Genomic DNA, 17,661 nt, shown 5'->3' with positions numbered 1-17,661 from the left:
AAAGGGGCAGCCGGCTCGAGCCCGCCCCGACGACGTAAGCACCGCAGCGGGCGGTGCTGAGAGCGAGGAGCGCAGCGAGGCGCGGCGCGGTCGAGCCGGCTGGGGCTTTCTGGATGGTGTTGTTCCACGCAGCAGGATCTGCAACAGAAACAAAAACCGCGTCCAGAGAGCCGGCTGGGGCTTTCTGAGTGTTGCCGTCCCGATCAGCACGATCGACAGCAGCCACAAAAACACCGCCCAGTGACACAAAAAAGACACAAACACGCCGCTATACCCAGTATCGCTGTCGAGGGATCTACCGAGACACGACCGAGGTATCGCGTTACTCGAAGCGGACGCCGAGGTCGTGCATGCGGTCGTTGTTCATCGCGACGTTGACCAGAAGCGGCGTCAGCGCCTCCACCTCGGGCGCGTTCGCGAGACCGCCGGCGTCGAGCGGGCGGAGCCCCTCGATCCCCTCGGCGAGCAGGCGGACGATGTCCTTCGCGTCCTCGTCGTCGCCGACGAGCAGGGTGTCGATGCCGAGGTCGGCGTCGAGGTTGGAGAGGCGGTCCGCCGAGAGGTTGTGGAACCCGCCGATCACGGGCGTCCCCTCGGGCGCCGCCTCGGCCACGATGCGGGTGACGCTGCCCGCGCCGGGCTTGTGGTAGTGGAACCCCTCGTTGTCGCGCTTCATCCCCACCGCGGGCGAGACGAGGACCGTGTCGTCGTCGAGCCCGTCCGCGACCGCCTCGACCGTGTCGCCGACGTGGTACGGCGGGACGGCGAGCACGACGGCGTCCGCGCGGTCGGCGGCCATCGCGTTGTCGAAGCCGAGCACCTTCGCGTCGACGCCGCGGCTGTCGAGTTCCGTCTCGTACTCCTCGGCCTTCGTGCGGGCCTTCTCGGGGTCACGCGAGCCGATCAGCACCTCGTGGTCCGTGTCGTGAGCCCACCGGAGCGCGAGGCCGCCCCCCACGTCGCCGGTGCCGCCCAGTAGCGCGATTCGCATACGGACAGTGCGCCCGGCCGCGCCTTAGGGGTTGCGCGACCGGCGGGGTTCGCCTCGGTTCACTGCCGGCTCTCGTCGTCTCCCGCGTCGGCGTCACCCTCTTCGGCCGGCGGGAGCCCCAGCGCGCCCCGGAGGCGGTCCTCGCCGCCGCGGTAGACGGTCAGGTACGCCGCGACCGGCGCGAGCACGAAGACGGGGCCGACGACGTACGGCTGGAGCGAGGGGTCCCCGGCCGCGACCGCGCTCCCGACCGCGAAGCCGAGGAAGTCGAACGCGAGCATCCAGACGACGAAGCGGCCGGTCGGGGTCACGGACGCGCCACCTCAGGGCGCCTCCAGCAGGTCGGGGAGGTCGTTGACGCTGTCGACGACCGCGTCCGCCCCCGTTTCGGTGTACTTGCGGCGGCCCTCATCGCCCGTGAGCCCGCCGGTCAGGACGCCGACGCCGTAGTAGACGCGCCCGGGGTCGGCCTCGTCGGCGTTGCGCGCGGTGCGGACGTCGTCGAGGGTGTCGCCCGCGAACGCCACGCGGTCGGCGTCGAACCGCTCCGCGAGCGTTATCAGCGCCTCGGGGTCGGGCTTGCCGGGCGCGGGGTCGTCCATCGTGAACCGGTGCTCGTCGGGGACCTCGAGCCCGACGCGTTCGAGCGCGATGTCGGCCTCCGCGGCCGGGCGACCGGTCACCACGCCGACGTCGTGGCGCTCCTGAAGGCGCTCGATGGTCTCCGGCTCCACGAGGACCGGCTCGTCGTTGATGTAGCCGTCCGCCTCGATCGGCGGCTCCCCGCCCTCCAGCTCCCCGTAAAGGTCGCTGCCGAGGTACAGCGCCTGGAACACCTCTCGAAGCCGGTCTGGCTCCCACTGGTCGCGGACGCGGGCCTGCGGGACGCTCGGGAGGGCGGCGACGACCGACTTGGCGGCCTCGAGTCCGCCGCCCTCCTCGGCGATCCGGCCGGTGAACTCCGCGACGCTCATCCGGAGCCCCTCGCGGCTCGCGAGCACGTACAGCGCCGCGGCGTCCGTCAGCTCCCAGTCGTTGTTGAACCCGCCGGCGTCCTTGAACGCCTGCACGTCCGCGCGGTCGATGGTTCGCCCGTAGACGTGCCGCACCGACTCGACGATGGCCCGCCGGTAGGAGTCGGCCACGTCGACGAGCACCCCGTCGATGTCAAGCACGACAGCGTCGACCTGCATGCCTTCGGAGGCGGCGCGTGGGAGAAAAAACGTTCCGGGTCGCCGGGGCGTCTCCCGACGAGGGAGCGATCAGTCCGAACCGATCCGACCGCGGACGACGTACAGCGTGTCGCTCCCGACCGCGTGCCGGCGGCAGATCGGAACGACCGGCTCCTCGAAGCCGAGCGTCGTGAACGCACAGACCGCGTCCAGCCGCTCCGCGAGCCGCAGGGTCGGCCGCTGGAGTTCGGCGGGGAGGTTGCAGGCGTACACGACGCCGGGCGCACGCGGCAGTGCCAGCGCGGCCATGGGGTCCGCGGCCGCCGCAATCTCGGTCACGTCCGCGCGGCGGAAACGGACGCCCTCGGGCGCCGCCTCGGCCGCGGCGTCGCTCACGTCCATCGCGGTTACGTCTCGACCGCGCGCGCGGAGGGCGGCGGCGACCGCGCCGTTCTCGCCGATCCCGACCTCCAGGGACGCCTCGAAGTCGGAGAGGCGGTCCGCGATCCGACCGCGGGCTGTGGGGTTCACGCCGTGCGATTTATGCGCGCTGACTTCAAACGACTTTCCATGCTCGTTGACGTTGTGCCGGTGGGGGAGGTCTCCGCGCGTGTCAAGCGGGAAGCCTCCGGCGCGCTGCGGTCGGTCTACGACTGTGAGGTCACGATCCACGACGAGCAGCCGGTCCCGGCCTCGGCCTACGACGAGGGGCGCGACCAGTACCGCGCCGAGGACCTCATCGAGGTCGTCAGCCGGGCTGGCACCGGCGAGAAGAACATCGGCATCACGCCGCGTGACCTGTTCTACCGCCGGCGCAACTACGTCTTCGGACTGGCGTACCTCAACGGCGGCGGCTCGGTCATCTCGACCCACCGGCTCAAGACCTCCTCGGACGGCGGCATCTCCACGAAGCCGACCGACGAGGTGTTCGCCGACCGCGTCCGCAAGGAGGTCGTCCACGAGATCGGCCACACCGTCGGCCTCGAGCACTGCGACAACTCCAAGTGCGTGATGTCCTTCTCGCCGACCGTCCGCGAGGTCGACGTGAAGGAGGAACACCTCTGCGGCTCCTGCTCGCGGCTGCTCCGGTGAGCACCGCCTCCGGCCACCGAACACGCCGCCGTACCGACCGCGCTCGCGTTCCACTACATCTATCTCCATCCCCACCGTACGTTCGGTCATGCACCGTGAGCCGGCGGACCCGGACCTCCTCAACGACGCGCTCGACCTCCTCAACGTTGCGCTGGGCACGCCCTTCGCGGTCGCCAGCCGGATCGAGGACGGCCGGTTCACCGTCGTCGGACTCGACGACCGGATCGACACCGGAATGAACGTCGGCGACGAGTTCGACACCGCCGAGACCTTCTGCCGGACCATCTCCGCCAGCGGCGGCCCGGTGAGCATCCCCCACGCGTCGAGCGACGAGCGCGTCGCCGGCATCTACGCCAACGCCGAACTGGGGCTGGAGGCGTACCTCGGCCTCCCCATCACGGTCGGCGGCGAGCAGTACGGCACCATCGCGGTCTGCGACTCCGAGCCCCGCGCGTTCGACGAGGAGGACCGCCGCCGCGCCGAGGCGGCCGCGCGCCTCGTCGAGGTCGGCGTGGCCGAAGCGGTCTGATTCCGTCGGACTTTCCGTCGTCGTCCGGTTTTTCTGTCAGCGGCCGGCTCTTCTGTCGGCAGCCGAGTCTTCTGTCAACAGTCGGGTTTTCTGTCAGCGATCGGATTTCCGACCGCCGGGTCGCAAAAAGGAAAACCGCGGTCCGACCGGCGTCCTACTCCGCGATGTCGATCGCCGGGCGGCCGGGGTCGGCCTTGTTCGCGACCGCGTCGTCGGCCTCGTCGGCGGTCAGCACGCGGACGGGCGCGTCGAACTCCCGCTCGATCAGCCACGCGGCCGCCTCCAGCGCGTCGTGTTCCGCCTCGGGCGGCAGCGTCTCCGAGAGCGCCTCGCGCTCGGCCTGCAGGTCCTGTCCGTAGGCGGCCGCGGCGTCGCCCTGCTCGCGGATGTGGGCTTCCTGCATCAGCTCCGAGATCAGGTTGTCGGCGTCGCTCTCGATGGCGATCGCCAGCGCGTCGTACTTCCACTCGGGGGCGACAACCACGTCGACGCGCTCGGGGTCCTCGATCCCCGCCACGTCGACGATCTGGCGCACGTCCTCGCGGGTGTTCTCCACGAGCCGGCGGCGCATCTCCGCGGCCTCGCGGTCGACCGACGCGGTCGGCCAGTCGGCGTCGAGGACGAACTCGGGCGCGTCGCCCGACTCGTCGGCCGCCCCGCCCACGGCGGCCGCGTCCGCCTCTGCGAGGTCGGCGTACAGCTCCTCCGCGAGGTGCGGCGCGACCGGGGCCAGCAGCCGCACCGCGACGGAGAGCCCGCGTGCGAACGTCCCGGCGTGGGGGTCGGCGTACTCGCGGTACTGCCGCAGCGTCTTCACGAGGTCCTGCGCCTCCCGGAGCGCGACGTTGAACGTGAGTTCGTCGTACTCCTCGGTGGCGACCGCGACCGCGGCGTCGGTCTCGTCGCGGACGTAGCCCGCGACCGCGTCGTCGTCGCCGTCGGCGTCGATGGCGCCGTCCGGGTCCGCGAACGCCTCGACGGTCTCCGAGAGGCGCGTCAGGAACCGGTAGGTGGACTTGACGCCCTCCTCGGACCAGTCGAAGTCCCGCTCGGGCTGGGCCGCCTGCATCATGAACAGGCGCGCGGTGTCGGCCCCGTACTCCTCGACGATGCGCTGGGGAGAGACGACGTTGCCCTTCGACTTGGACATCTTCGACCCCTCCAGCTGGACCATCCCCTGCGCCAGCAGGTTGGTGAACGGCTCGCGGTGCTCGAGCCCCTCCTCGTCGGCCAGCACCTTCGTGAAGAAGCGCGAGTAGAGCAGGTGCATCACCGCGTGCTCGATGCCGCCGACGTACTGGTCGACGGGCATCCAGTCGTTGGCGCGCTCCAGGTCGAACGGGGCGTCGGCCACGTCGGGCGAGACGTAGCGCAGGAAGTACCACGAGGAGTCGACGAACGTGTCCATCGTGTCCGTCTCGCGGACGGCGTCCGCGCCGCAGTCGGGACACGTGGTGTGCTTCCACTCCTCGGCGGCGTCCAGCGGGTTGCCCGTCGTGTTGACGAACTCCGGCAGCTCGACCGGCAGATCCTCCTCGGGGACCAGGACGGGGCCGCAGTCGTCACAGCGCACGACCGGGATGGGCGTCCCCCAGTAGCGCTGGCGGGAGATGCCCCAGTCGCGCAGGCGGTACTGGGTCGTGTGCTCGGCGCCCTCGGTATCGGCGGTGATGCGCTCGCGGGCCTCGGCGCTCGAGAGGCCGTCGTACGCGCCGGAGTTGACGAGGACGCCGTCCTCGGTGTAGGCTGACTCGGAGACGTCCGGGACCTCGGGGGCGGTCCCGGCCGCGTCGTCGTCCGGCTCGGGAGCGATGACGGGCTCGATGGGGACTCCCATCTTCTCGGCGAAGACGTGGTCGCGGTCGTCGTGGCCCGGCACGCCCATCAGCGCGCCCGTCCCCACGTCCGAGAGGACGAAGTCCGCCACGAACACCGGGAGCTCCGCGCCCGTCACGGGGTTGGTCGCGGTCAGGTCGGTGGCGACGCCGTTCGGCTCGTCGCCGTCGGGGTCGGCCTCGTGGTGGACGAACTCGTGGACCGCCTCGTCCTCCTCAACCAGTTCCCGGCTGATCGGGTGGTCCGGCGCGAGCGCGAAGAAGGTCGCCCCGTGGACGGTGTCCGCGCGCGTCGTGAACGCCTCGACGGTGCCGTGGCCGTCGATCTCGAACTCCAGCGTCGTCCCCTCCTGTCGGCCGATCCAGTTGCGCTGCATCTGCCGGACGGAGTCGGGCCACCCCTCCAGGTCGTCAATGTCCGAGAGCAGTTCGTCGGCGTATTCGGTGATCTTCAGGAACCACTGTTCCAGCTCGCGCTGCTCGACGGGCGTGTCACACCGCCAGCAGAGCTCGTCGTCGCCCTCGACCTGCTCGTCGGCGAGGACGGTCTCACAGGAGGGACACCAGTTCACCTCGTCGTCGCGGCGCTCTACGAGGCCCTCCTCGTGGAACCGGCGGAACAGCCACTGGTTCCAGCGGTAGTACTCCGGCGTGCAGGTGGTGACCTCGCGGTCCCAGTCGTAGCCGAAGCCCATCGACTTCATCTGGCCCCGCATCGTGTCGATGCAGTCGAAGGTCCAGTCGCGGGGGTTGGTGTCGCGCTCCTTGGCGGCGTTCTCGGCCGGGAGGCCGAACGCGTCCCACCCCATCGGGTGGAGCACGTCGTCGCCACGCAGCCGCCGGTAGCGGGCGTACGCGTCGGTGATCGTGTAGTTGCGGACGTGACCCATGTGGAGCTTCCCCGACGGATACGGGTACATCCCCAGCACGTACGTCGGGTCCTCGACGTCGTCCGGCGTCCGGTACGCGTCCGCGTCGTCCCACGCCTCCTGCCAGCGTCGTTCGACCGCCGCGTGGTCGTAGCCCTCTTCGGTCATCTCTTGGATAGGCGTGGTAGGGTCGGAGCCCTATACCTTTCCATCCGACAGCCGCGGTCGCTCGCGGCCGCGTGACAAAAGTGGGGCCGCCGTCGTTCGCAGCCGCGTGACAAAAATGGAGCCGCAGCCCCCGGTCAGGACCGGTCGCGTCCGGTCAGCCGAGGACGTACCGGAGCCGCGGGTATTTCTCGACGAGCGGTTCGCCGTCGACCTCGTACCGCTCGATGGAGGCGTCGAGGCCGTAGGTGCGCCCGGCGGCCATCGCGGCGACCGCGAGGAACACCGCGACGTAGATCAGCTCCGAGGTGGCAAAGCCCATCAGCACCTCGTAGGCCCCGCTCATGTCCCAGTTGCCGAAGTAGAACGCCGTGGCCTGGAGCGCCCCGAAGAACGCGGCCAACCGGAGCAGGGTCCCGGTGATCAGCCCGAGGCCGATCATGACCTGTCCGACCGGAACGGCCACGTCGACGACCGCGATCACGGTCGGGCTGGCGGCCATCGCCCCGTAGAGCCCGCTCAGGGGGCTCGCGGGGTCGACGTTGGCGAGGTAGCCCTGCGCGGTGAACCCGCCGAGGAGCTTGCCGAGCCCCGCGCTCAGGAACACCCACCCGATCAGCACCCGCAGGCCGACGCTGAACCACTCGACTCCCGGACCGACGTCTTCGAGCACCGGACGCGCCGCGCCGCGCTCGAGTTGTGTGGACATAGGTGGCACCTCCTTACAGGTGTATCTCCGGCCGGCGACCCCTTATAAACAGGACCGCGGTCCCACGGCACAGGAACGGCGGCGGCTCCTCAAGTGTCCGGAACGAGTAGCAAAAAGTACGGAAGCCGACCCGTTCCGTCCGCGGTGGCGCCGGGGGACGGTCCCCCCGGCGTCGTCGGCAGCGCCTACGCGTACGTCTCCTCGAGGTACTCGACGATGTCGTCGGACTCCGGCATCCCCTCGACGCCGTGCGCCTCGTCGACGAGCACGGGGACGCCGGTCTGACCGCTGACCGCCTTCACCTCGTCGCGCTCGCCGTGCGAGCGCGGGACCATCACCGAGTCGTACTCCAGCCCGAGCTCCGCGAGCTTGTCCTTCACCTTCGCGCAGTACGGGCAGCCCTCCAGTTCGTAGAGCGTGATGTCCGTCATCGCCGGAACGTAGGGTGGTGTCGACAAAGAAGGCGTTGGTGCCGTGCGTCGCGCACGCGAACGCGCGCCGGTGCCGTCCGGACAGTCGGAAGGGAGCGCGGAAGCGGTGGGAACCCGCCGGGAACGGAGCGGGGTCGCGTTCAGAACACGAAGCCGCCGGTCTGGAGCACGTAGTAGCTCACCAGCACGACCGCGAGCACCCACTGGCCGAGGCGCACGTCGTCGGCCTCACCGATCGCGGCCTTCACGAGCGGGAAGGCGACGATGCCGGCCGCGAGCCCGTCGGCGATCGAGTAGGCGAACGGCATGATCGTGATCGTCAGCGCGCCGGAGACGGTCCAGGCCGGGTGCGACCAGTCGATGTCGGTGACGCCCTGGAACATCATCACGCCGACCACGACGACCGCGATGTAGGAGGCGTACGCCGGGATCGCCGCCACGACCGGGACGGCGACGAGCGAGACGGTGAACAGCGCGGCGACGACCAGCGCGGTGAGGCCGGTGCGGCCGCCCTCCTCGACGCCCGTGGAGGACTCGATGTAGGTGGTCACCGTGGAGGTGCCGAGCATCGCGCCCACGGTGGTCCCGACCGCGTCGGCCATCAGCGGCTTCTCGGCCTCGGGGAGGTCGCCGTCCTCGTCGAGGAAGTCGCCGAACTGCCCGACGCCGATCAGCGTGCCGGCGGTGTCGAAGAAGTCGACGAAGAAGAACGTGAACACGACGAAGGTGAACGTCACGGGGTCGATGTCCGCGAGTCCCTCGAGGAACGCGCCCGCCAGCGGCGTGATGTCGTACTGCGCCGCGGGGAGCGTCTCGGGGGTTATCGTCCCGCGGTCGAAGAGCCCGCCGAGCGTGAGCGCCCAGCCGGTCACCGCGGTCGCGAGGACGCCGAGGATGACCGAGCCGCGGACGCCGCGGGCCCACAGGAGCAGCGTGAGCGCGACGCCGACGACGCCGAGTATCGACCACGGGTCGGAGGCGATCGGGCCGAGCTGGACGAGCGTCGCGGGCTCGTCGACGACCACGCGCATCTCCTGAAGCCCGATGAACAGCAGGAAGCCGCCGATACCGGCCCCGACCGCGTACTTCACCGGCTCGGGGAACAGCTCGATGATGTACTTGCGCGCGCCGACCGCCGTCAGGACCATGAAGATCACGCCCTCGACGAACACCGCCGCGAGCGCGGTCTGCCACGGGATCCCCAGGATTCCGACGACCGTCACCGCGAAGAAGACGTTCAGCCCCATCCCGGGCGCGAGCGCGAACGGCCGGTTGGCGTAGACGGCCATCACCAGCGTCGCGACCGCGGAGGCGATGATCGTCGCGATGGCGATCATCTGGACCACCTCGATGAACTCGTACCCCTCGATCTGGATGGCCTCCGCGAGGATGAACGGGTTCACGACGATGATGTACGACATCGCCAGGAACGTGGTGAATCCCGCGAGCACCTCCGTCCGGAGGTCGGAGTCGTGTTCGTCGACGTCGAAGTACGCGTTCAGGGAGTCTGTCAGCCCCATGTGGATGTCTGTGCATACACCTGATAACCCACATAAGCGTTGCTGTCGGAGATACGCAGATATACACAGAAATGGATCGGAACTCCCGGGACGTGTGGTGCGACCGTCAGAAAACGGCGCGAACGTGCCTATCCGGCTACTCGAAGGTGGCCAGCGCGCCGACGGGCGCGTCCACGATCTCCCGCGCGCGGTCCATCCCCTCGTCGCCGACGGCGATCAGCGTGAAGACGCCGGTCACGTCCGCGTCCGCCTGCACGGCGATGTCCAGCAGCAGTTCCTGCGTCTCCCCCGACCGGATCAGGTCGTCGACGACCAGCACCGTGTCGCCCGCGGAGACGGCGCGGGCGGGCAGGTAGTAGGTGAGTTCGATGCCGGACGCGAGCCGCTGGCGCGACTCGATGAACTCCTCGACGGCGGTCTCCTTGGACTTCTTGGCGTACGCCAGCCGCGCGTCGAAGAAGGAGGCCATCGCGGCCCCGAGGGTGATCCCGTCGGTCGCCGCGGTGAGCACCACGTCCGGGCTCTCGAAGTCGAACGACTCCGCCGCGACCGGCGCGACCAGGTCGAGGAACGACTGGTCGAAGACGACCGCGGAGTTGTCGACGTACCCCTCCTCGTCGAACTCCACGCGGGCGTCCAGCTCCTCGGCGAGGGCGTCGCGGCCGACGCCCTCGACCACCTCCCGAGCGCGCTCCGCGCCCGGAAGGACGTGCCCGTTGACGTACCTGTTGAGGTCGCCGGCGGGGAGGCCGGTCACCTCGGCCAGTTCGTCGTACGTGCGGGTCTCCTTCAGCATCCGGAGGACGGCGACCGCCTGCAGCTGCAGGGCGGCCTTCTCTGCGCGGTTCATGCCCCGGATTACGTGGTTGCACAAGTATGAACACGTCGATGCGTACCGACGCGATTCCTGCACACGTCCGTGTGCTGCGTTGGCACCGCCGAGGACGGTGGTGCGACCGGCCGGGTCAGCGCTCCCGCACGACGACGAACTCCGCGAGGTCCCGCAGGTAGCCCATCGCGGCGGTCTCGTCGAGTTCGGTCGCCGAAAGCGCCGCGAGCGCCTCGTCGGACTGCTCGCGGGCGCGGGCGTTCGCCTCCTCCGGCGAGAGGCCGGTGACCTGCACGACCGAGGGGCGGTCCATCTGCTCGTCCTGTCCGGTTGGCTTGCCGAGCGCCTCGGCGTCGGCGGTCGCGTCGAGCACGTCGTCGCGGATCTGGAAGGCGACGCCGACGCGCTCGGCGTAGTCGCCGAACGACTCCACGACGAACGGGTCCGCGCCGCCCGCGACCGCACCCAACTCCGCGGCCGCGCGGAACAGCGCGCCCGTCTTCCGCCGCGCGAGCGTCATGTACTCCGGCTCGCTGGCGGGGCGGTCCACCAGTTCGGTCGCCTCGCCCTCGCCGAGTTCGACGAGCGCCTCCGCGACGATACGCATCGCGCGCTCGTCGGCCGAGAACAGCGCGAACGCCTCCCCGAGCAGGCCGTCGGAGGCGACGATGGCGGGGCCGTAGCCGTACTCCGCCCACGCGGAGGGGGTCCCGCGGCGCACGTCCGAGCGGTCGATGATGTCGTCGACCACCAGCGAGGCGTTGTGGACGAGTTCGACGCCGACCGCGAACTCGACCGCCTCGTCGGGGTCGCCCCCGACCGCCTCGCAGGCCAGCACCGTCACCGCCGGCCGTACCCGCTTACCGCCCGCGAGCACGACGTGGGAGAGCCGCTCCGAGAGCGCGTCCGGCTCGACCTCCTCGATGAGGGCCTCAAGCCGCTCGTCGACGAGCGCGACCCGGCGCTCCAGATACTCCATTGCGTATAAAAACGGGACCCCGGCGCAAAGGTGTGACGGAAACGCGCGGATCGGCGCCGCTCCTCCCGGGCCAGTTGCGAGGGCATTCGCGAGGAGGTCGGCAGTAGCCGGGTTTTGATCGGTTCGTCCCGCAGCGGTGCGGTTGCAGGGCGAGCGCGGTGCTGTGCGGGGCGGTGCTGTGCGGGGCGGTGCTGTCCGGCACGGTAGACTCTGCGGCAGAACACGTTCCGTATCAGCGAAAACCGGCCGGGGCGCTCCGAGCGGGACGGTTCCGGCCGAGGAGATCCGCAGAAGGACCAGCGCCGCGATCGGCCCGACCACGAACCCCTACTCGTCCGCGCGGTCGGCGAAGCCGAACTTCGGCTTGATGTCGTCGACGACGACCTCCACCGTGTCGCCGGCCTCCGTACCGGGGACGAACAGGGTGTACCCCTCCACCTTCGCGATGCCGTCGCCCTCGCTGCCGACGCTCTCGATCTCGACCTCGATCCGGTCGCCCTCCTCGACGGGCGCGGTGATCTGGCCCTTGCCGACGAGGAACACCTCGGAGGAGGAGTCGCGGGAGGCCTCGGGGGAGACGGTGCGGACGTACTCGAACGCCTCGCCGACCTCCTCGCGGAAGTCGTCGAGGTCGCGGCCCTGGAACACCTTCACGACGAAATCGCCGCCGGGCGCGAGGACCTCGCGGGCGGTCTTGAACGCCTGTCGCGCGAGATGGACCGAGCGGGCGTGGTCGAGGTCGTACTGACCGGTCATGTTCGGCGCCATGTCCGAGACGACCACGTCGGCCTGTCGGCCGTCCATCCGGTCGCGGAGTTTGTCCCGCGTCTTCTCCTCGGTCATGTCGCCGCGGAGGGTCTCGACCGCCTCCGACTCCAACTCGTCGATGCGCTGGAGGTCGACGCCGATCACGGTCCCGCCCTCGCCGACCTCCTCGGCCGCGACCTGCAGCCAGCCGCCGGGGGCCGCGCCGAGGTCGACCACGGTGTCCCCGCGGTCGAAGAGGTCCGCCGTCTCGTCGATCTGCTTGAGCTTGTAGGCGGACCGGGCGCGGTACCCCTGCTGTTTGGCCCGGTTGTAGTAGTCGTCCTTGCGAGTCATTTCCCCGTGTTTGGCGGCCGCGGCGTTTATGAGCGTCGCTCGGAGCGGCCGTGTGCGGGGACGTGACGCGGCGGCGCGGGCTATCCCGACCGCTCGCCCTCGCAGCCGTGTCCGCCCGCCGGGAGCGGACGGATCCCCCGGAGGCGGTCGGCGTCGGCCCCCTCCTCGTCGCTCGCGCCGTCACTCGCGCCGTCGCCGGCGTCGTTTCCCCCGCTCTCATCGCGCGATTCGCCGCCCCGCTCGCCGATCGGTGTGGCGGAGAATCCCAGGTCCGCGTAGAACTCGCGGAGCGACGCGTCGTACGCGGCCGTCATGCGGTCGTGACCGGCCGCGGCGGCGTCCGCGAGCGCCCGGGCGACGAGCGCGGTGCCGACCCCGCGACCGCGTCTCGACCGCCGGACCGCGACCGCGTCGAGGTGAGCGGCGTCCGCGTCGCCGACGGCGGTGACGACCAGCGCGCCCGCGACCGCGGGGTCGCGGTCGCTGCCCCGCTCCGCGAGCGCGACGAGCGCGGTACCGGCGGCGAGCGCGGTCGCGAGCGCCTCGTCTGCCACCTCCAGCATCGCGCCGTCGAGCACGCGCCGCACGTCGAGTTCGTCCGCGGGGGTCGCGGTCCTGAGCCGAACGCCGTCGGGCGGCTCCGGATCCGGAAGGGCGGGCGCGTCCGTGGGGCCGCCCGAGCCGCCGGTCACGCGAACTTCCGGAGTTCGTCGAGCAGGTCGTCCACGTCGGGCCGGTCGACCGGCGTGTCGCCGGCGTGGCCCCACAGCAGTTCGGGCTCGCGCCGGAGGTCGACGAGCGCGGCAAGCGGCATCCGCCCGAGCAGGTCGAACCGCCGACCGAGCGGGCCGAACTTCACCGGCTGGCCGTATCGGGTCGCCAGCTCGCTGTCCGGGTCCGCGACGATCGGGTAGGGCGCGTCGTGGTACACCACCCACTCGGCCGCCTTCTCGCGCGGTTCGGGGAGCACCGAGACGACCTCCGCGTTCAGCTCGGCGAACTCCTCGTAGCGGTCACAGACCGCCTCGACCTGCTCGCGGCAGTTGCCGCAGAGGAAATCGCGGTGAAACAGCAGTACCGCCACGTCCGCGTCCAAGTCTGTCAGGGAGAGCGGGTCGGGACCGGGGCCGGGATTCGGCAGCGAGAAATCGAGGTCGTTGGGGTCGGTCGAGGGCTGGTCCCCGGCGGACGTGGCGTCCTCCGCCCCGCCCTTGATCAGCCGGAGGAGGGTGACGCGCTCGGCCTCGACCGGGCTGTCCTCGGGGACGGGCGAGCCGTCGACGAGGACGGACGCCTCCTGCGGGCTGTATCCGGCCTCGCGGATCACGTCGCCGTAGGTGGCGTCGTCCGCGAGCGCGAGGTCGCGGTCCCCTGCACCGACGACCTCCACGGTCACGTTCATACGCGTGACTGGGGCGGCGCGCCGTTTAAGCGGTCTGGTGGCGCGTGGCTACCGCTTCTCCAGGGTCCCCTCACAGGTGGGGCAGCGTTCGTGGGACGTGCCCGCGAGCTCGATGGTCCGGCGCTTGAAACACTCCGAGCACAGCAGCGCCCCGCACCGGGTACACTCGTAGCCGTCCCGCCCAGCCAGCCCGATCTTCGCGAGGAGTCCCTCGCTTTTCGGGTCCATCTCCGTGTCGCAGCGCACGCACCGTGGCATCGATCGATCGCCGACAGGGACGCACGCCGAAAGAGTGTGTCGGTCGTCACCACGGAATCGGTCCCCGGGCCGTGCTCACGAGCGCGGTCACGCCCTGCGCTCGGTCACCCGAACGCGTAAACCGTCCGCGGGCGAACCGCGGCCGTGGCCTACGCAACGAACGACGGCGCGCGGATCCGGTACGAGACGGACGGCGACGGCCCGGCGGTCGTCTTCTGTGGCGACGCCGGGCTCGGCGCGTGGCAGTTCGGGTGGCAGCACGGCGCGGTGGCGGGACCGTACACCACGGTCACGATCGAACCCCGCGGGATCGGCGAGTCGGACCCCCCGGAGGGTCCTCTCGACGCCGCGACGCTCGCGGCGGACGTGGACGCGGTGCTGGCCGAGGCGGGGATCCGCAAGGCGCACCTCGTGGGCTACGGGCTCGGCGGGATGGTCGCGCAGGCGTACGCGCTCGCCTCCTCGCGCCCGCGGAGCCTCTTCCTCATCGGGACGGCCGCGACCGGCGACGCGTACGACCCGGACGCGGTCTGGGCCGACCCGAACGATCCGGCCGCGGTCCGCGCCTCGCTGGAGGCCGCCTTCTCCCCCGGCTTCCGCGAGCGCCACCCGGACGTGCTCGACCGGATCACCGACTGGCGGATCGCGGAGGACGCCGACCCGGAGACGTTCGCGGCCCACCGCGCGGCCGTAGAGGCGTTCGACGTCGGCGACCGGCTTCACGAGCTAACGACGCCCGCGCTCGTGGTCCACGGCGACGCCGACGACGCCTGCCCGCCCCACTACGGCGAGACGCTCGCGGAGGGCCTGCCGCGCGGGGAGTTCCGGTCGGTCGCGGCCGGCCACCTCGCGGGGGTCGAAGCCTCCGCGGCCGTCAACGACGAGCTCCGCGGCTGGCTCGACACGCAGACCGATGAATAGGCGAGATACGTAGCCAGTTCTGGTGGAGACGTTGCTGATCGGGACGCCAACACTCAGAACGTCCTACCCGGCTGTCCGTACGACGTTTTTTGTGTTTCTGTTGCAGATCCTGTTGATCTGGACAGTAACGTCCAGAAAGCCCCAGCCGACTCGTTCTCATACGGTTTTTCTGTATCTGCTGTCGATCCTGCTGTTCGGAACACTAACGCCCAGAAATCCCCAGCCGGCTCGACCGGCCGCGGCACGCTCTGCGCGCTCGCGCCTCTCCACACCGCCCGGCGCGAGTGCTTGCGGCGCCGGGGCCGGATCGAGCCGGCTGTCCCTTTCAGTCCCCCCACCGCGACCGCACAGCACCGCAACCGAACCGCAGCCTCACACCTCCCCAACCTCGCCGGCGGCGCGGCCGAGGCTGGGGAGGGACGAGGCCTCGGTTGCGGTGCCGTGCGGTACCGTGCGGTGCCGTGCGGTACCGTGCGGTGGAGTCGCGGCGCAGTCGCGGTGCGGTCGCGGTACAGTCGCGGTACGGTGCCGGGATCTCCGAACGTCGCCGTCCCGAGAAGCCGGATCTGCGACCGAGACAGAAAGCTCGGGCACGGCGCACCGAGAGCCGGTCGGAGCGTCCGGAAGGGCCGGCCGCGATCGGCGGAGCAGCACGGGGTCGAACCTGGGCGGCGGTCCTCCGTCACCGTCCGACTCACCCGAGCACGACCCACGCCCCGAGTCCGATCAGCACGGCGCCCGCGACGCGGTCGAGCAGGACGCGCGTCGAGCGCGCGCCCACGAGCGAGGCGGCGGCGTCCGCGGCGGTCGCCACGGCCGCGAGGTAGCCCGCGGTCAGGACGGCGTAGGTGCCGCCGAGCACCGCCATGCCGAGCGTCCGGTCCGGCCCCTCGATGAACCCCGGCAGCAGCGCGAGGAAGAACAGCGCCACCTGCGGGTTGGCGGCGTTCACGAGGAAGCCGCGGCGGAAGCCGCCTGTGGCGGTCGCGCCCGCGGCGCGGTTCTCTGGCTCACTGTCCCCGACCGCTCTCTCGCCCGCGTTCCGCAGCGTGGCGGCGCCCAGCAGGGCCAGATACGCCCCGCCGAGCAGTCGGACGGCGTCCGCGGCCGCGGGGACGGTCCGGTAGACCGCTGCGAGGCCGAGCGCCGCGAGCGCGGTGTGGAACAGCACGCCGACCGCGACGCCGAGCGCGGCGCGGACGCCGAGCCCCCGCGACTGGACGCCCTGCGAGAGCACGAACAGCGTGTCCGGTCCGGGTGCGAGGATCAGCGCGACCGCGGCCGACAGGAACAGCAGGTACGTCGCCGGGTCGGGGAGCACCATCGAGGAGGGGTGCGGCCGGCGGCGGTTTCAGCGCGTCGGTGCCGGCAGGGAGCGCTCGCGGCCGGCCGGCGGCGTCCCGCCCGCGCGAACGCGACGAACAAAGCCTTTACCGCGTGGACCGCCAAGGTCGGGCAAATGGTACTGGACGACCTCGGGAGCTCCCTCCGCGGCAGCCTGAACAAGCTGCAGGGGAAGTCCCGACTCAGCGAGGACGACGTCGAGGAGATCGTCAAGGAGATCCAGCGCTCCCTGCTCTCCGCCGACGTCGACGTCTCCCTCGTGATGGAGCTGTCGGACGCTATCGAGACGCGCGCGCTGGAGGAGGAGCCGCCGGGCGGCACGACCGCGAAGGACCACGTCCTCAAGATCGTCTACGAGGAGATGGTCGACCTCGTCGGCGACTCCACGGAGCTCCCGCTGGAGCCGCAGACGATCATGCTCGCCGGTCTGCAGGGGTCGGGGAAGACCACCTCCGCCGCCAAGATGGCGTGGTGGTTCTCCAAGAAGGGGCTCCGCCCCGCCGTCATCCAGACGGACACCTTCCGGCCCGGCGCCTACGACCAGGCCAAGCAGATGTGCGAGCGCGCCGAGGTCGACTTCTACGGCGACCCGGACAACGACGACCCGGTCGACATCGCCCGGAAGGGACTCGAGGAGACCCAGGACGCCGACGTGCGCATCGTCGACACCGCCGGTCGCCACGCGCTGGAGGACGACCTGATCGACGAGATCGAGCAGATCGAGGCCGAGGTGGCCCCCGACCGCTCGCTGCTCGTGCTCGACGCCGCCATCGGCCAGGGCGCGAAAGATCAGGCCAGCCAGTTCGAGTCGTCGATCGGCATCGACGGCGTGATGATCACCAAGCTCGACGGGACCGCGAAGGGTGGCGGCGCGCTGACGGCGGTCAACGAGACCGACTCCTCCATCGCCTTCCTCGGCACCGGCGAGACGGTGCAGGACATCGAGCGCTTCGAGCCGTCGGGGTTCATCTCCCGGCTGCTCGGGATGGGCGACCTCAAGCAGCTCTCCGAGCGCGTCGAGCGCGCGATGCAGGAGACGGGCGAGGAGGAGGACGACTGGGAGCCCGAGGACATGCTGCAGGGGAGCTTCACCCTGAAGGACATGCAAAAGCAGATGGCGGCGATGAACAAGATGGGGCCGCTCGACCAGGTGATGGACATGATCCCCGGCATGGGCGGCGGGATGATGGACCAGCTCCCCGACGACGCGATGGACGTGACCCAGGACCGGATGCGCCGGTTCGAGGTGGTCATGGACTCGATGACCGACGAGGAGCTCGAGAACCCCCGCACGGTCGGCCAGGAGCGCGTCCGCCGCATCGCCCGCGGCTCCGGCACCGACGAGGAGACCGTCAACCAGCTGCTCGAACAGCACCGGATGATGGAGCGCACCATCGAGCAGTTCCAGGGGATGGGCGACGGCGACATGCAGCGCATGATGAAGAAGATGGGCGGCGGTGGCGGCGGCGGCCTCGGCGACCTGATGGGCGGCGGCAAGGGCCCGTTCGGCTGAG

General features: G+C 70.7%; 19 protein-coding genes and 1 pseudogene. 4 read left to right on the top strand and 16 right to left on the bottom strand.

The window, feature by feature from the left end:
• Positions 1-322: 322 nt before the first annotated feature.
• The 4 genes from npdG to ACZ432_RS08915 all read right to left on the bottom strand — a co-directional run bounded on the left by npdG (position 323) and on the right by ACZ432_RS08915 (position 2,694).
• On the bottom strand, positions 323-991 hold the full coding sequence (gene npdG / locus ACZ432_RS08930) for an NADPH-dependent F420 reductase (RefSeq protein ID WP_426962634.1): 669 nt from the start codon (positions 989-991) through the stop codon (positions 323-325).
• A 59-nt stretch (positions 992-1,050) separates the two neighbouring features.
• Complete coding sequence (locus ACZ432_RS08925; protein WP_426962635.1) at positions 1,051-1,302, bottom strand: DUF7534 family protein; 252 nt, start codon at positions 1,300-1,302, stop codon at positions 1,051-1,053.
• A gap of 12 nt (positions 1,303-1,314) precedes the next feature.
• Entirely contained in the window at positions 1,315-2,184 is an 870-nt protein-coding gene (locus tag ACZ432_RS08920) for a TIGR01548 family HAD-type hydrolase (protein WP_426962636.1), read from the bottom strand.
• A 69-nt stretch (positions 2,185-2,253) separates the two neighbouring features.
• Complete coding sequence (locus ACZ432_RS08915; protein WP_426962637.1) at positions 2,254-2,694, bottom strand: UPF0146 family protein; 441 nt, start codon at positions 2,692-2,694, stop codon at positions 2,254-2,256.
• 39 nt (positions 2,695-2,733) lie between these two features.
• On the opposite strand from ACZ432_RS08915, the gene ACZ432_RS08910 reads away from it, so the two are divergent.
• A complete protein-coding gene (locus ACZ432_RS08910; protein ID WP_426962638.1) occupies positions 2,734-3,255 on the top strand; it encodes an archaemetzincin family Zn-dependent metalloprotease in 522 nt (173 codons plus the stop codon).
• An 88-nt stretch (positions 3,256-3,343) separates the two neighbouring features.
• The gene (locus ACZ432_RS08905) at positions 3,344-3,784 is read left to right on the top strand and encodes a GAF domain-containing protein (protein ID WP_426962639.1); all 441 of its coding nucleotides are present in this window, start codon (positions 3,344-3,346) and stop codon (positions 3,782-3,784) included.
• A 154-nt stretch (positions 3,785-3,938) separates the two neighbouring features.
• Here the strand turns inward: ACZ432_RS08905 and leuS are convergent, their stop codons facing one another.
• The 11 genes and pseudogenes from leuS to ACZ432_RS08850 form a co-directional block, all read right to left on the bottom strand.
• Positions 3,939-6,656: a leucine--tRNA ligase gene (leuS, locus tag ACZ432_RS08900; RefSeq protein WP_426962640.1), complete on the bottom strand. Its 2,718-nt coding sequence runs from the start codon at positions 6,654-6,656 to the stop codon at positions 3,939-3,941.
• Between the two features lie 154 nt (positions 6,657-6,810).
• On the bottom strand, positions 6,811-7,362 hold the full coding sequence (locus ACZ432_RS08895) for a DoxX family protein (RefSeq protein WP_426962641.1): 552 nt from the start codon (positions 7,360-7,362) through the stop codon (positions 6,811-6,813).
• A 185-nt stretch (positions 7,363-7,547) separates the two neighbouring features.
• Positions 7,548-7,793 carry a glutathione S-transferase N-terminal domain-containing protein gene (locus tag ACZ432_RS08890; protein WP_426962642.1) on the bottom strand — a complete coding sequence of 82 codons (246 nt, stop codon included), beginning with the start codon at positions 7,791-7,793 and terminating at the stop codon, positions 7,548-7,550.
• A gap of 140 nt (positions 7,794-7,933) precedes the next feature.
• The gene (locus tag ACZ432_RS08885; protein WP_426962643.1) at positions 7,934-9,313 is read right to left on the bottom strand and encodes an NCS2 family permease; all 1,380 of its coding nucleotides are present in this window, start codon (positions 9,311-9,313) and stop codon (positions 7,934-7,936) included.
• A gap of 136 nt (positions 9,314-9,449) precedes the next feature.
• Positions 9,450-10,163, bottom strand: coding sequence for a phosphoribosyltransferase family protein (locus tag ACZ432_RS08880; RefSeq protein ID WP_426962644.1), 714 nt, complete (start codon positions 10,161-10,163; stop codon positions 9,450-9,452).
• Between the two features lie 115 nt (positions 10,164-10,278).
• Positions 10,279-11,121: a polyprenyl synthetase family protein gene (locus ACZ432_RS08875; RefSeq protein WP_426962645.1), complete on the bottom strand. Its 843-nt coding sequence runs from the start codon at positions 11,119-11,121 to the stop codon at positions 10,279-10,281.
• 327 nt (positions 11,122-11,448) lie between these two features.
• The gene (locus ACZ432_RS08870) at positions 11,449-12,222 is read right to left on the bottom strand and encodes a 23S rRNA (uridine(2552)-2'-O)-methyltransferase (RefSeq protein WP_426962646.1); all 774 of its coding nucleotides are present in this window, start codon (positions 12,220-12,222) and stop codon (positions 11,449-11,451) included.
• Positions 12,223-12,302: 80 nt separating this feature from the next.
• Complete coding sequence (locus tag ACZ432_RS08865; protein WP_426962647.1) at positions 12,303-12,914, bottom strand: GNAT family N-acetyltransferase; 612 nt, start codon at positions 12,912-12,914, stop codon at positions 12,303-12,305.
• A complete protein-coding gene (locus tag ACZ432_RS08860; protein ID WP_464378863.1) occupies positions 12,911-13,438 on the bottom strand; it encodes a peroxiredoxin family protein in 528 nt (175 codons plus the stop codon). Before ACZ432_RS08860 ends, ACZ432_RS08865 begins: the two co-directional genes overlap by 4 nt.
• Positions 13,418-13,624, bottom strand: a pseudogene (gene samp2 / locus ACZ432_RS08855) (ubiquitin-like small modifier protein SAMP2); the annotation flags it as partial. The pseudogene samp2 and the gene ACZ432_RS08860, both read right to left, overlap by 21 nt.
• Before the next feature lie 48 nt (positions 13,625-13,672).
• Positions 13,673-13,882, bottom strand: coding sequence for a hypothetical protein (locus tag ACZ432_RS08850; RefSeq protein WP_426962648.1), 210 nt, complete (start codon positions 13,880-13,882; stop codon positions 13,673-13,675).
• Between the two features lie 144 nt (positions 13,883-14,026).
• Between ACZ432_RS08850 and ACZ432_RS08845 the strand changes: the two genes are divergently transcribed.
• Positions 14,027-14,803 (top strand): alpha/beta fold hydrolase, encoded by a 777-nt coding sequence (locus ACZ432_RS08845; RefSeq protein ID WP_426962649.1) that lies wholly within the window; start codon positions 14,027-14,029, stop codon positions 14,801-14,803.
• Between the two features lie 694 nt (positions 14,804-15,497).
• Here the strand turns inward: ACZ432_RS08845 and ACZ432_RS08840 are convergent.
• Complete coding sequence (locus ACZ432_RS08840; protein ID WP_426962650.1) at positions 15,498-16,127, bottom strand: LysE family translocator; 630 nt, start codon at positions 16,125-16,127, stop codon at positions 15,498-15,500.
• Positions 16,128-16,262: 135 nt separating this feature from the next.
• Here ACZ432_RS08840 and ACZ432_RS08835 point away from each other — a divergent pair, with 135 nt between their 5' ends.
• The gene (locus ACZ432_RS08835; protein WP_426962651.1) at positions 16,263-17,660 is read left to right on the top strand and encodes a signal recognition particle protein Srp54; all 1,398 of its coding nucleotides are present in this window, start codon (positions 16,263-16,265) and stop codon (positions 17,658-17,660) included.
• Position 17,661 lies beyond the last annotated feature (1 nt).

The organism is Haloparvum alkalitolerans, from assembly GCF_055381565.1.
Note: the sequence above shows the minus strand (reverse complement) of the source record. Positions and strands in the feature narration are given on the sequence as shown.